Raw genomic sequence first — 13,551 nt, forward strand, 5'->3', positions numbered from 1 at the left:
TCGTCGTGGACGACCTTGTGACTGGCAAGGTCCAGATCTTGCTGTGTGGACATGACTTTCCTTCCGTGACGCCGACGGTGCCCGGCACGCCGTGGTGTGCCGGGCACCGTGCTCAGCGGGTTCCGGCCTGGGCGTACTCGGCGATCGAGTCGATGTTGGACTGGTCGATGAAGGCGGGGCCGGTCAGAGTGGGCGTGCCGCCGCCGATGGTGTTGCGGTTGTTCAGGTACAGCCACAGCGAGTCCACCGCGAGGTAGCCCTGCAGGAACGGCTGCTGATCGATGGCCCATGTGACGTCCCCGGACTTGATGGCGTCGACGAGAGCGGCGTTGGTGTCGAAGGTGACGATCGTCGCGTCGCTGCCGGCGTTGGCCTTGGACTGGACGGCCGTCAACGCGATCGGTGCGCCGAGCGCGACGACGTGATCGATCGAGGGATCCTGCTGCAGTTTCGCGGTGATCGTCGCCTCGACCGAGGGCATGTCCTTGCTGTTGACGTTGAGGATCTCGGTTCGTCCCTCGAAGCCTTCGATCACACCCGCGCACCGTGTTTCGAGTGCGATCTGGCCTTGCTCCTGGATGACGCACAGCGCCTTCTTCGCGCCCTCGGCGGTCAGGCGCTTCCCGGCCGAGATGCCGGCGAGCTTCTCGTCCTGACCGAAGTACTGCGACACGCCCTGTGCCTGGTACTGGTCCATTCCTCCGTTGAAGGCGACGACCGGGGTTCCCGCGTCGACGGCGGCCTTCACGGCCGGTGCCATCGCATCCGGCTTGGCGAGCGTGACGGCGATGCCGTCGACCTTGCTGTCGAGGGCGCTCTGGACCAGATTGGCCTGGTTCGGTGCCTCGGGATCCGCGGAGTATCGCAGTTCGATATTGTCCTTGGCTGCAGCGGTTTCGGCGCCCTTGCGGATCAGGTCCCAGAACGTGTCGCCCGGCACCTCGTGGGTGATCATCGCGATGGTGGCGCGTGGGGTGTCGGCGGTGCCGGAGGCCATTCCGCTGCCGGTCGATTCGGGTTTTCCGCCGGAGCTCGAACAACCCGCGAGCAGCACGGCCACGGCGACGCCCAGCGTCAGGGTCATTGTCCGGCGGGTGGTCGTCCGCGGGAGTGAGGCGTTCGGGCCGTTGTGTGTGTCCATGTCGTGGACCTTTCGGGAAGCGGCAACCATGCAGGCATGGCGAAGTGGGAGGGGTGATGCGGTGGGGGAAGGGTGTGAAAGCCCCGCCGGGCCGGACGTCCGAAGACGGTTCTCACGGCCCGGCGGGGTGAATGGGACTACCGGAGAGGTAGATCCGCGGCGCGGTACGCGGAGTCGATGAGCTCCATGGTGGCGACCGCGTCGTCGGCGTCGATCGGGAACGTGGTCCCATCGGCGAGGTGTCGAGCGAAGGTGTCGAGCTGATAGGTATATGTCGAACGGGTCCCGAGTCGCTCGACGGTGGTGCCGGCGTCGGTGGTGACGGTGATCCGGTCGTCGCCGGACTGGAGCATGTAGTCGTGTGCGAGGGCTTCACCGCGGTCGCCGACGAGGCGCAGGGTCATTTCGAACCGATCCCACGTCATCGAGTTCGTGTTCGATCCCGTTGCGCCGCCGGGGAAGACGAGTTCGATATCGCAGGCCTCGTCGACTCCCCGGGTGCGTTCGACGGCGCGGGCCGCCACCACGGTGGGTTCGCCGCCGGCGAAACGGCCCAACTGGCGATGCACGTGCAGGCCATAGCAGCCGAGGTCCATCACCGACCCGCCGGCGAGTTCCAGCTTCCACCGGGGGTCGTCAGGTTTGGGTTCGGGCATCCGCATGACCACTTCGACCCGCTGCAGGGTGCCGAGGGTGCCGTCCTCGAGCAGCTCGAACATCCGCCCGACGATCGGGTGGAAGAAGTAGTGGAACCCTTCCATGATCGGCACACCCCGCTCGCGGGCCGCGCGACGGACCCGATCGGCTTCGGCGGCGTTGCGGGCGAACGGCTTCTCGGTCAGTACCGCCTTACCGGCCTCGATCGCCTTCAGATTCCACTCGGCGTGGAAGGCGTTGGCGAGTGGGTTGTAGATCACGTCGACTTCGGGGTCGGCGATCAGCTCGGCGTACGAGTCGACGACCCGCTCGACCCCGTGCGTCTGCGCGAACGTCTCGGCGCGGCCGCGGTCGCGGGCGGCGACCGCGACCAGCCGGTGACCCAGGATCCGAGCCGGCTTCACGATCGCCATCTCCGCGATGCGCGAGGCCCCGAGGACGCCGATCCGCAGCTCGCTCACAGCTGCAGGCTCCGCAGGAATGCCGCACTGGCCTTGACGTCCGCGACCGGTCCCTCACCGTCGGGTTCACCGGCGAGGATGGTGTCCTGCTCGAGCACGAACCAGCCGTCGAAACCGGAGTCGACGAGGTGCCGGACCACACCTGCGACGTCGACGTCACCGGTGCCGAGTGGGGTGTACATGCCCTGGGCGACGGCCTGCGTGTAGCTCAACTCACCGGCTTGTACGCGGGCGGCGAATTCGGCGTCGACGTCCTTGAGGTGGGTGTGGGTGATCCGGTCGGCTGCGGCTCGGGCCAACTCGAGGGGATCAGTGCCGCCGATCAGCAGGTGCCCGGTGTCCAGGCACAGCGGAATCGAGGAGCCTTCGAGGACCCGCTGGACCTCGGTGTGCTTCTCGATCATGGTGCCCACGTGCGGGTGCAGGACCGCGCGGATGCCCTGCTCGGCGGCGACGTCGTGCAGCCGGTCGAGGTTCGACAGCAACGTCTTCCAGCCGGCGTCGTCGAGGTCGGGCCGCGAATCGTAGCCGTCGGAGCCGGTGATCGCGGCCAGCACCAGCACCTCGGCGCCGGCGGCGGTGAATGCGGCCAGCGCGCCGGTGACGTCGGGGACCGGGTCGTGGCCGGCATCGTGCAGCAGAACCGGGGTGAAACCGCCGACGGCCTTCAGGTCGTAGGAGGCGAGGGTGGCGGCCAGTTCCTGCGGGTCGGCGGGCAGGAATCCGTCGGGGCCGATCTCGGCGGCTTCGAGTCCGGCGTCGCGCATCTCCGACAGCACCCGCTCGGGGCCGAGCTGGTGGCCCCAGCCGGGAACTTCACAGACACCCCACGAAATGGGTGCTCCTGCAATACGAATCATCGTCGAACCTCACTCATCTGGACGGGTCGGTGGTGGGAGAGGGACAGCGTGGCCGCCTCGGCGATCCACGCCACCTCGAGGGCGTCGGCGGCGGTGCACGGCGAGGGAGCGGTGCCGGCGATCACCTCGAGGAACGCACCGAGTTCGGCGCGGTAGGCGGTGGTGAAGCGGTCCATGAAGAACTGGTGCGGCGGGCCGTCGGGGAACGTGACGCCGGGTTCGAGGTTGCGGACCGGGGCGCTGGCGTCCCAACCGGCGACGACGCTGTTCTCGGAGCCGTGAACCTCGAGGCGGCAGTCGTAGCCGCGGGCGTTGTAGCGGGTGTTGGAGACGACGCCGAGGGTGCCGCCCTCGAAGGTCAGGGTGGTGGTGGCCGTGTCGACGTCGCCGCAGTCGGCGAAGATCGAGTCGCCCTGGTTGGTGCCCGCGGCGTAGACCTCGACCACTTCCTGGCCCACCACCCAGCGGACGATGTCGAAGTCGTGGACGCTGCAGTCGCGGAAGATCCCGCCCGAGGCGGCCACGTACGCCGCCGGCGGCGGCGCCGGGTCGAGGGTGGTCGAGCGCACGGTGTGCAGCCAGCCGAGTTCCCCGTACACGACGGCGTTGCGGGCGGCGACGAACGCGGGATCGAACCGGCGGTTGTACCCGATCTGTACCGGCACCGTCGACGTCTTCAGCCGCTCGACGACCTGGTAGCTCTCGTCGGCGGTGAACGCCACCGGCTTCTCGCAGAACACCGGGATCCCGGCATCGACGGCGGCCAGGATCAGCGGCGCATGCGCCGGGGTGGCGGCCGCGATCACGACCCCGTCCACGCCCGAGGCGAAGACCGCAGCTGCGTCCTCGACCGCGCGCGCCCCGAACTTGGCGGCCACGGTTGCGGTGACGTCCGGACGCTCGTCGGTGACGACGAGGCCGTCCACCCCCGGCAACTGGGCGAGGGTATCGGTGTGGAATGCGCCGATCCGGCCGAGGCCGATCACGCCGAGTGTCGATCCCATCAGTCGTGCCCTCCGATGACGGTCTGGTCCCAGTCGATGACCGAGCCGGTGACGACGCCACTGCGATCCGAGAGCAGGAACACCACCATGTCGGCGATCTCGTCGACCTGCCCGAGCTTGCCCATCGGCACCTTCGCCGCGGCCTCGGCGGCCCAGTTGTCGTCGGCGCCGTGGAAGCGTTGCTGGGTCGCGGTCTCGCCCTCGGTCTCGGTCCAGCCGATGTTGAGACCGTTGATCCGGATCCGATCGAAACGGTGCGCGTAGGCGGCGTTGCGGGTCAGCCCCGCCAGCCCGGCCTTCGCCGCCACGTACGGGGCCAGGTAGGACTGCCCGCCGTGCTGCGCGATGGAGATGATGTTGACGATCGTTCCCGGCGCCTTCCGCGCCACCATGTCCGCGACGGCGGCCTGCATGGTGAAGAACGGTGCCCGCAAATTGACCGCCATGTGCTGGTCGAACAATTCGGGTGTGGTGTCGAGGAGGGTGCCGCGGGTGGTCAGGCCGGCCGCGTTGCACAGTGCGTCGATGCGGCCGAATTCCTCGATGGTCCGGGTCACCGAATCACGAGCCTCGGTCGGGTCGGAGATGTCGGCCTGGACGAAGCGAACTTGTGCTCCGGTCGCTTCGAGTTCGGCGGCGAGGGCTTTGCCGGCCTCGGCCCGGCGGCCGGTGAAGACCACTCGGGCGCCTTCGCGGGCCGCGGCTCGCACGACGCCTGCGCCGACACCTTGCGTCCCTCCGCTGATCAGAACGACTTTCCCGTTCAACAGGGTGGCCACTGGATTCCTTTCGTTCTGTCCCCATCGGCGTCTGTGCCGGTGGGTCGGTGATGCACGCGGCCAGTCCGAGCAGCTACTGCACAATCCACTGGCTGTGTGCCCTTGCCAGTCTTGCTGTGACGCACGCCTCAATCAATACGGTATTTCCATCATTTTCACCTCACCGCCGCAGACCGGATGGCGATGGGAGAGCCGGTGAGATCAGCTGTCGTCCCGATTCGCGGCCGCCAGGTCGGCGACCTCGAAGCACCGCAGGGCGCCGTCGCGTGCCCGGGAGAGAGCCTCGGCGACGGGCAGCTTCCGGAACTCCTGCGACATGTGCTCGATACCCCACGGTCCGTCGAAGCCGACGCGGCGGACCGCATCGATGAACTTCGGGACGGCGAATTCGCCCTCACCACAGGGAACGCGGTTGTCGAAGGTGTCCTCGAGATCGGTTCCCCGCACGGCAGTCCAACCGTCGTCGAGTTCGACGCCGAACACGAAGCGCGACGGAATGATCTCCGGCAACGTGTCGTAGTCCGTCCCACCTCGGAAGGCGTGCCAGATGTCCAGGATGAGCCCGCCGTTGGGGTTGCCGACGTCCTCGACGAACCGCGCGGCCTGTTCGGTGGTCTTGACGTGGTGCGAGAACGGGGTGTTCTCGAACGCGATTTTCACACCCGCGGCGGCGCCGTCCGTAGCGAGCGCGTCGAACTGCTCGCAGAGTCGGTCGCGGGAGACGGCGACACCGTCGTCGTCCGCGCCGACCTTGATGTTGTCGACTCCGAGGACGGGGGCGGCCTCGAACAGGTCCCGGCGGACCTCGTCCGATGCTGCGCGGGCCTCCCCGGTGGTCCACCAGTTCGTGATCCACTCGAGTTGGACATGGGTGATTCCGTTGTCGGCGAGCATTTTCGCGACTTCGCCGAGGCCGATCGTCTCGCGCGCGGCGACCAGGTCGGGGCGGGTCAATCCGAATCCGGTGTAGCCGGTTCGGGCGACGGCCTCGATGCGCTCGCGGATCGGGAACGGACTGCGGTCCGAGCCTCGTGCCGGCATCACGTCACCGGCTGAAGTCCAGCATGCGGCCAATAGTTCCGGACGTGGTGAGTGGGTCATGCCTCGTACCCTTCGGTGGTCGTCTCGATCGTAGAACGTGGATGGCGAGGACGTCGTAGAGCGACGGTCATGAATTCCTCACCGGGGTGACGGCGCCCGCGTTGTTCATCGAGTCGATCAGCGCTTCCGCCACCTCGATGGCGCGCAGACCGTCGCGGGCGGACGCCAATGGGCTGCGGGTCCCCTCGGTGAGGGCGTCGACCCATGCCTGCAACTGCCGCCGGTAGCTGTCGGCGAACAGCGGCCGCCAGTCCTCCGGGTACGTGGCCGTCGAACGCAGCGACGCGTCGACCGTCAGGGCGTGGCTCGGCGCCAGGCTCACTGCTCCGGTTTCGCCGACCACCTCGCAGCGCACGTCGTAACCGTATCGTGCGTTGACGAACACATCGATCACGGTCAGCACATCGTCGGCGGTACGCAGCATCAGAATCTGCGGGTCGCGCCGCGAGGTGTCCAGGGAGGTGGACTTCGGTGCATGCCAGCTGACCTCGACGATCTCGGACTGGAGAAGCCAACGGGTGATGTCGATTTCGTGGATTGCGGAGTTGGTGACGGTGTCGGTCGAATTTCCACCCGGATATGCGGTCACGTTGCGGTGGGATGCTCGGATCAGCAACGGGGCGCCGACGGATCCGGACCCGATCGCCGTTGCCAATTCCTGGTACGGCGCATGGAATCGGCGCATGAAACCCACGGAGATCAGCGGATTCGCCAGTGCCAGGTGCTCTTCCCGGGTGACCAGGTCGGCGCATTCGTCGACACTCCGGGCCAGCGGCTTCTCGCACAACACCGGCTTGCAGTGATCGAGGCACAGACCCACCTGCTCGGCGTGGGCGGAGTCGTGGGACGCGATGATTACCGCGTCCACGTCCGGGGCGGCGATCAGCTCTGCCGCGGTCGCGACGGTGCGGGCGCCGGCCTCTGCCGCGATCGTGGCGGCGCGGGAGGCGTCGAAGTCGGTGATCACGGTGACCGTTGCCCCGGAGACCACCGCGTGCAGTGTCCGGACGTGATCAGCGCCCATCACCCCGACGCCGATCACACCCACCCGGACGGTCATGACGCCACCGCGGCCGGTTCGCGGCCGTCGAGAACCGCGACGGCGCCCTCGACCGCGGCGCGGATCGTCAGGGCCATCGCCCGGTCCGTGAACCCCATCAGGTGCGGGCTGAGCGTTGTGTTGGCGTGGTCGAACACCGGGTGGTGTTCGGGAGGTTCGGGATCGAAGACGTCGAGGCCGAGCCCCGCGAGGTGCCCGGACTGCAACGCCGCGTGCGCGGCGTCGAGGTCGATCAGCGCGCCGCGGCTGCAGTTGACCAGAATCGATCCCGGCCGCATGACTGCCAGCCTCGTCTCGTTGATCAGGTGATGGTTCTCCGCGGTCAGTGGCGTGTGCAGGGTGATGAAGTCACTGGAGGTGAGCACCTCGTCGACATCGGCACACCGGTACGCCTTCGGGATGTCCGCGAACGGGTCGTAGGCGCGGACGGTCAGGTCGAATGCCTCGGCGATCCGGGCGACCTTACGGCCGATCCGCCCGAACCCGACGATGCCCAACGTTGCTCCCTCGAGGTCCCCGACGGTCACGTTTCCGCGTTCGGCCCAGCGGCCGCCCCGCACCACGTCGGTCAGCGTCGGCAGGCGCTTGACCAACGAGAGCAGGTGCGCGAAGACGCCCTCGGCGACCGAGGCGGTGTTGGTGCCCGGGGTGATGACCACCGGGATCCCGCGCCGCCGCGCCTCGGCGACGTCGACGAGGTCGGTGCCGACACCGGTGCGGGCGAGGACCTTCAGCGACGGCATCCGGTCGAGCATCGCTGCGTCGACGGTGAACGCCGCCCGCACGATCGCCGCCTCGGCGACCGCCAGTTGTTCCTCGGTGGGGTCGAGAACCAGCTGGTGATGGGCGGCCAGATACGGGTCGACGAGCTCCCGGTCGAGCGGGCCCAGGCCGACGAACAGGTGCGTGGAGATCGTTGTTGACATCAGCGTCCTTGCAGGTGTCGAAAGCGGTGGTCAGGCGGTGCGGGAGGCGGTGGTGCCGGCGACGACGTCGAGCTTCTGCCACTGCCCGGTGGCGGCGGAGGTCTCGGCGGCGGTGACGATCGCCGCCGCCGACGCGGCGTCGTGCACGTTCGAGTTCTCCTGCGGCCCACCGGTGACGGCGAGCAGGAACTTCTTGGCCTCGATCGTCTTGAGGTCGTCGAAGCCGAGCGCGTTGCCCGGGCCGGGCTGGAAGCGGGAGTAGTCGCCGTGCGCCGGGCTGGCGTTGACGGTGAGGTAGCCCTGTTCGGCATTGGTGCGGCCCAGGCACACCTTCAGCTCGTTCATCCGCTCGAAGTCCCACTTCACCGAGCCCTCGGTGCCGTAGACCTCGATCTGGTAGCCGCATTCGGGTCCGACGATCACCCGGGACGCCTCGATCGTGCCCACCGCACCCGACCCGGGGCCTTCGGAGCCGAACCGCACCAGCGCGGCGGCGTAGTCCTCGTTCTCCACCGGGCCCATCTCACCGTTCTCGATGACCGCGAAGTGGGTTCCGCTGCCCATCTCCAGCTTCGGGCGTTCGGTGTAGACGGTGCTGGTGAGCGCGTTGATCTCGGCGATCGGCCCGACCACGTACTGGCACAGGTCGCTCGCGTGGCTGAACAGGTCCGCCAGCACACCGGAGCCGGCGAGTTCGCGGTCGAATCGCCAGGACAGGGCGCCGTTGGGTTCGTTGGCGTATCCGGAGAAGAACGAGGCCCGCACGTTGGTGATCCGGCCGAGGCTGCCCTCGGCGATCAGCTTCCGGGCGTGCTCGACGGCGGGGGCGTGCCGGTAGTTGTACCCGATCGAGGTGATCACCCCGGCGTCGGTGGCCGCGGCCTCGATCGCCGCGGTCTCGGTGTAGCTGCGTCCCACGGGCTTTTCGATCCAGAAGTGCTTGCCCGCCTTCGCCGCGGCGATGCCGATCTCGGCGTGCAGGAAGTTCGGTGCGCAGATGGAGACGACGTCGACGTCCGGGTGCGCGAGGACCTCGCGATAGTCGGTGGTGCCCTCGGCGAAACCGAGGACATTCCTGGCGAAGTCGACACGGCTCGCGGCAGTGTCGGCGGCGATCACCAGTTTCGGCGTGACCCCGAGTTCGGGGTAGACGATCGGGACGTCGCGGTAGGCGCGGGCATGAAGCTGGCCCATCCAGCCGACGCTGATCAGTCCGACTCCGACGGTGCGGGTTGTGCTCACGATGACTTCCTTTGCTGGTCTTGTTCGGGACGGGCGGTGGCGAAGGCTTCGGTCAGGGCCGCGGCGAGCAGGGTGGAATCGGAGCCGACGGCCACGAATCGGAAGCCGAGTTCGACGTAGCCGGCTGCCAGGGCGGCGTTGGCGGCGAGGATGCCCGCGGTCTTGCCGTGCTGGTGGGCGGCCTCGAGCACCCGCCCGAGGGCCGCGGTGAACACCGGGCTGTCGAACTGCAGCGGCACCCCGAGTGCGAACGACAGGTCCAGTGGGCCGACGAACAGCACGTCGACCCCGTCCTGGGCGGCGATCTCGTCGACCGCGTCGAGGGCGGCGAGGGTTTCGATCTGGATCACCCCGAGCGTCGCCTGATCCTCGGCGAGCAGGACGGAGCGGTCCATGCCCCATCGGCAGGAGCGGTTGTAGGTGGCGACCCCGCGGTCGCCGCGAGGCGGGTACGCCAGGTGGGTGATCGCGTCGACGACCTGATCGGGCTTGTCCAGGCGCGGCACCATCACCCCGGCGGCACCCTGATCGAGGACCCGCCCGATCCGGATACGTTCCCCGGATTCGACCCGCACCACCGTCGGAACCCCGTAGGCGCCGGCGGCGAGAATCGAATCTCGCAGCGCGTCTTCCGATCCGGCACCGTGTTCGAGGTCGAGCAGGATCCAATCGGCACCGGCCGCGGCACACACCTCGGCCGCGGTCGAGGAGGCCATGCCGACGAACGTGCCGACGGTGGTCTCACCCTGTGCCAGACGCTGACGCAGGGTTCCGGCGTCGAGAGGGCTGTTGTTGCTCATCCGAACCACCTCTGCCGTCCCACGGCGTCGTCGTAATCGGCGCGCAGGCTCTGCACCCATTCCTGGTTCGAGACTTCGGCGGGGGCCACATCCCACCAGACGTCGCCGCCGGGCAGATCCACGTGCGGCACCGTCGGAACCACGATGACCACCGGCCCGGACACCTCGCGGGTCTGCTGCAGTGCGGTACGGACCTCGGCTGTGGTGGTGGCGCGGATCGCGGTGGCGCCGAGGCCTTCGGCGATCTTCCGCAGGTCGACCTTCAGGTAGTCGCCCTCGAGGCGCGCCTTGTCCCCGCTGTCGGCGATGATGTCGCCGTCGGTGCGGTAGCGGAACTCGTTGCCGAATTCCCTTCCGTTGCGGTTCATCTGCAGGCGGTGGATGACCTGGTAGCCGTGGTTCTCGGAGACGACGACGGTGACGTCGAGGCCCTCCTGGGCGGCGGTGACCAGTTCGGTCGGGGCCATCAGGAACGTGCCGTCGCCGATGAAGGTGACGATCCGCTGTCCCTGGTTGCCCTCGGCGAGGCGCACACCCATCGCGGCCGGGATCTCGTAACCCATACAAGAGAACCCGAATTCGAGGTGGCAGTGCCGATTCCCGGTCGCATCCCAGACCTTCTGCAGGTCGCCGGGCGGTCCGCCGGCGGCGGCGATGATCGTGTCGCCGCCGCGGGCGTGCTTCTGCAGCAGCCCGATCAGTTGCGGCTGGGTGAGCACCGCACCGGTGACCGGCGCGTCCGGGTGCTCGGCGGGGTCGAATGCGGTGTCCGGGTCGAGGGCGGCGGCCCGGATCGGGGCCCAGTCCGCCTTCGCCGACCGCACCGTCTCCTGCCAGGCCGTGCTGGTGGTGTGTCCGGCGAGTGCGTCGGTCAGTGCCTCGAGGCCGAGACGGGCGTCGGCCAGGATGCCGGTGGCACCCTGCTTGCGGGTGTCGGCGTCGACCACGTTCAGTGATGCGAAGCGGACGTTGTCGTTCTCGAAGATCGACTGCGAGCCGGTGACGAAGTCGGTCAGCCGGGTGCCGACACTGATCACCAGGTCGGCCTGCTTGACCAGTTTGTTCGAGGCGAAGTTGCCCTCGAGTCCGACGCCGCCGACCTGCCACCACTCGTCGCGGCCGACCGCGCCCTTGCCGCCGAACGACTCGACCACCGGAATCCCGACCTGCTCCGCGAGTTCCTCGAGTGCCGCGGTGGCATCCGAATAGTGCACGCCGCCACCGGCGATGATCACTGGACGCTCTGCCTCCCGGATCTGGGCGGCGACGTCGTCGACCTCGGCGGGGTCGGGGAGCGGGCGGCGGATCTTCCAGTCACGCGGTTCGAAGAACTCGACGGGGAAGTCGAACGCGTGGGACTGGATGTCCTGCGGCAGCGACAGCACCACGGCACCGGTGTCGGTGGGGCTGGTCAGCACCCGCATCGCCTGCGGGAGCGCGGTCAGCAGTTGCTCCGGGCGGGTGATGCGGTCGAAGAACTTCGCCACCGGACGGAACGTGTCGTTGACGGTGGCGTCGGATTCGCTGGCGTGCTCGAGTTGCTGGAGCACCGGTCCCTGGTGCCGGGTGGCGTAGGTGTCACCGGGCAGCAGCAGCAACGGGAGCCGGTTGATGGTGGCCAAACCGGCGGCGGTGACCAGATTCAGCGCGCCCGGTCCGATGGAGGCGGTCACCGCGAGGGTGGCGCGGCGGCGGCTGGCCTTGGCGTACGCGGTCGCGATGTGGGCGAGGTACTGCTCGTGCCGACCCTGGATGAACGGCAGGTCGTCGGACAGTTCGTCGAGGGCCTGTCCGAGGCCGGCGACGTTGCCGTGCCCGAAGATGCCCAGTGCGGCCGGGACGAGGCGACGACGGTCGCCGTCGGCAACCGAGTACTGCGCGGCGAGGTACTTCACGATCGCCTGTGCGGTGGTCAGCCGGATTGTCTTGTGGGTGCTCAGTGATGTCATGTCGTCGTTTTCTGTGAGTGCCACGAAAGTGTCTGAGGGGGAAGCGGGTTACCAGGGGCGGCCGTGGAGGACGATGGTCTTCTCCTCGGTCATTTCCTCGACCGCCGAGCGGACGCCTTCCTTGCCGATGCCGCTGCCCTTCAGGCCGCCGTACGGCATGAGGTCGGCGCGCCAGAGCGGGGTCCAGTTGATGTGGATGTTGCCGGCGTCGATCTGCCGCATCGCCCGCGTGGTGGCGCTGACATCGGAGGTGAACAGTCCTGCGCCGAGGCCGTAGTCGTTGTCGTTGGCGAGGTCGATCGCCGACTCGATGTCGGCGGCGGACGAGACCGCGACCGCGGGGCCGAACAGTTCGTCGCGGCTGAACGGGGAAGAGGGGTCGACGCCGGCGACGACGGCCGGGGTGACGACGGCGCCGTCCCGGTCACCGCCGGTGAGGACCTTTGCGCCGTCCAGCGCTGCGTCGGCGATCGCCGAATGTACGCGTGTGGCTTCAGCTTCGGAGATCAGCGAGCCCAGCCTGGTGTCGGTGTTCGCGGGGTCGCCGACGACGATGCTCTCGACCTTCGGGACCAGGGCGTCGAGGAAGTCCGCCTCGATGGACTGATCAACGATGACCCGCTGCACGCTGATGCAGACCTGACCGGCGTTGATGTAGCCGCCGGCCGCGACCGCCGAGGCGGCAAGTTCGATGTCGGCGTCCGGGAGAACGATCACCGGGCAGGAGGCGCCCAACTCCAGCGACAGCTTCTTGATTCCCGCAAGCGAACTGATGCGGGTGCCGATTCCGGTCGAGCCGGTGAACGACACCTTGCGAACCCGTGGGTCGGTGACCAGGACGTCACCGAGCGCGGAGCCCGGGCCGGTCAGAACTGACAGGGACTCGGGGGCGAGGCCGGCGTCGACGAAGCACTCGGCGAGTTTCAGTGCGGTCAATGGGGTGGTGCGGGCAGGCTTGAGTACCACCGCATTACCGGCGGCCAGCGCGGGAGCAATCTTGTGCAACACCAACAGTGCCGGGTAGTTGAACGGTGTGATCGCCACGACGATCCCGCAGGGCTGGCGCAGCGTGAACCCGACCTTCTCGAGTCCGGTTCCGGGGTTGGCGTCCAGCGGCAGCGTCGAGCCGTAGAGTTGGCTGCCCTCGAACGCTGCCAACCGGATGATGCTGCCGGACCGGCCGGCCTCTCCGCGCGCTTCGCTGATCGGCTTCCCGGTCTCAGCGCTGATGGTCTGCGCGATGTCCTCCGCCCGTTCGTCGGCCAGATCGGCCGCACGCATCAAGGTCGCGACCCGCTCATGAGCGGGAGTGGCCCGCTGGATTCGGGCGCCGGCCTCTGCCCGGTCCAGGGCGAAGGCGGCATCGGCGGCGGTGGCCACCGGAACCGAATCGATCACGCGGCCGTCGAACGGGGACCGGATGAGGTCGGTGGTGCGGTCAGCGGCGCCACGCCACTCACCGGCAAGCAACATGTCCATGTCGGCTCCATATCGGGACTCGTTCGCCGCCCGCCGTGAGGACGGCAGGGCGACGGAGGATGACTTGAAAAAGGTTGGTGCCGAGTCGAATA

At 68.3% G+C, this 13,551-nt stretch carries 12 protein-coding genes; all 12 read right to left on the reverse strand.

Going from position 1 to position 13,551, the window contains the following annotated elements; translation table 11 throughout:
- Window positions 1-112: 112 nt before the first annotated feature.
- The 12 genes from P3H15_RS43110 to P3H15_RS43165 all read right to left on the reverse strand — a co-directional run bounded on the left by P3H15_RS43110 (window position 113) and on the right by P3H15_RS43165 (window position 13,459).
- Window positions 113-1,084: a substrate-binding domain-containing protein gene (locus tag P3H15_RS43110; protein WP_276142930.1), complete on the reverse strand. Its 972-nt coding sequence runs from the start codon at window positions 1,082-1,084 to the stop codon at window positions 113-115.
- A 194-nt stretch (window positions 1,085-1,278) separates the two neighbouring features.
- Window positions 1,279-2,259, reverse strand: a complete 981-nt coding sequence (locus tag P3H15_RS43115) for a Gfo/Idh/MocA family protein (RefSeq protein WP_276142900.1) — start codon at window positions 2,257-2,259, stop codon at window positions 1,279-1,281.
- Window positions 2,256-3,119, reverse strand: coding sequence for a sugar phosphate isomerase/epimerase (locus tag P3H15_RS43120; RefSeq protein WP_276142901.1), 864 nt, complete (start codon window positions 3,117-3,119; stop codon window positions 2,256-2,258). Before P3H15_RS43120 ends, P3H15_RS43115 begins: the two co-directional genes overlap by 4 nt.
- The gene (locus P3H15_RS43125) at window positions 3,116-4,123 is read right to left on the reverse strand and encodes a Gfo/Idh/MocA family oxidoreductase (protein ID WP_276142902.1); all 1,008 of its coding nucleotides are present in this window, start codon (window positions 4,121-4,123) and stop codon (window positions 3,116-3,118) included. Before P3H15_RS43125 ends, P3H15_RS43120 begins: the two co-directional genes overlap by 4 nt.
- On the reverse strand, window positions 4,123-4,902 hold the full coding sequence (locus P3H15_RS43130; RefSeq protein ID WP_276142903.1) for an SDR family oxidoreductase: 780 nt from the start codon (window positions 4,900-4,902) through the stop codon (window positions 4,123-4,125). The genes P3H15_RS43125 and P3H15_RS43130 overlap by 1 nt, the downstream gene beginning before the upstream one ends.
- Window positions 4,903-5,103: 201 nt before the next feature.
- A complete protein-coding gene (locus P3H15_RS43135) occupies window positions 5,104-6,003 on the reverse strand; it encodes a sugar phosphate isomerase/epimerase (protein WP_276142904.1) in 900 nt (299 codons plus the stop codon).
- 67 nt (window positions 6,004-6,070) lie between these two features.
- Window positions 6,071-7,063, reverse strand: coding sequence for a Gfo/Idh/MocA family protein (locus tag P3H15_RS43140; RefSeq protein WP_276142905.1), 993 nt, complete (start codon window positions 7,061-7,063; stop codon window positions 6,071-6,073).
- Window positions 7,060-7,989 (reverse strand): NAD(P)-dependent oxidoreductase, encoded by a 930-nt coding sequence (locus P3H15_RS43145; protein WP_276142906.1) that lies wholly within the window; start codon window positions 7,987-7,989, stop codon window positions 7,060-7,062. The genes P3H15_RS43140 and P3H15_RS43145 overlap by 4 nt, the downstream gene beginning before the upstream one ends.
- Window positions 7,990-8,019: 30 nt before the next feature.
- Window positions 8,020-9,231: a Gfo/Idh/MocA family protein gene (locus tag P3H15_RS43150; RefSeq protein WP_276142907.1), complete on the reverse strand. Its 1,212-nt coding sequence runs from the start codon at window positions 9,229-9,231 to the stop codon at window positions 8,020-8,022.
- A complete protein-coding gene (locus P3H15_RS43155) occupies window positions 9,228-10,031 on the reverse strand; it encodes an HpcH/HpaI aldolase/citrate lyase family protein (RefSeq protein ID WP_276142909.1) in 804 nt (267 codons plus the stop codon). Before P3H15_RS43155 ends, P3H15_RS43150 begins: the two co-directional genes overlap by 4 nt.
- A complete protein-coding gene (iolD, locus tag P3H15_RS43160) occupies window positions 10,028-11,980 on the reverse strand; it encodes a 3D-(3,5/4)-trihydroxycyclohexane-1,2-dione acylhydrolase (decyclizing) (protein WP_276142910.1) in 1,953 nt (650 codons plus the stop codon). Before iolD ends, P3H15_RS43155 begins: the two co-directional genes overlap by 4 nt.
- Window positions 11,981-12,028: 48 nt before the next feature.
- On the reverse strand, window positions 12,029-13,459 hold the full coding sequence (locus P3H15_RS43165; protein ID WP_276142911.1) for an aldehyde dehydrogenase family protein: 1,431 nt from the start codon (window positions 13,457-13,459) through the stop codon (window positions 12,029-12,031).
- Between the last annotated feature and the right edge of the window lie 92 nt (window positions 13,460-13,551).

The organism is Rhodococcus sp. T2V, from assembly GCF_029269925.1.
Classification (GTDB): Bacteria; Actinomycetota; Actinomycetes; order Mycobacteriales; family Mycobacteriaceae; genus Rhodococcus_F; species Rhodococcus_F koreensis.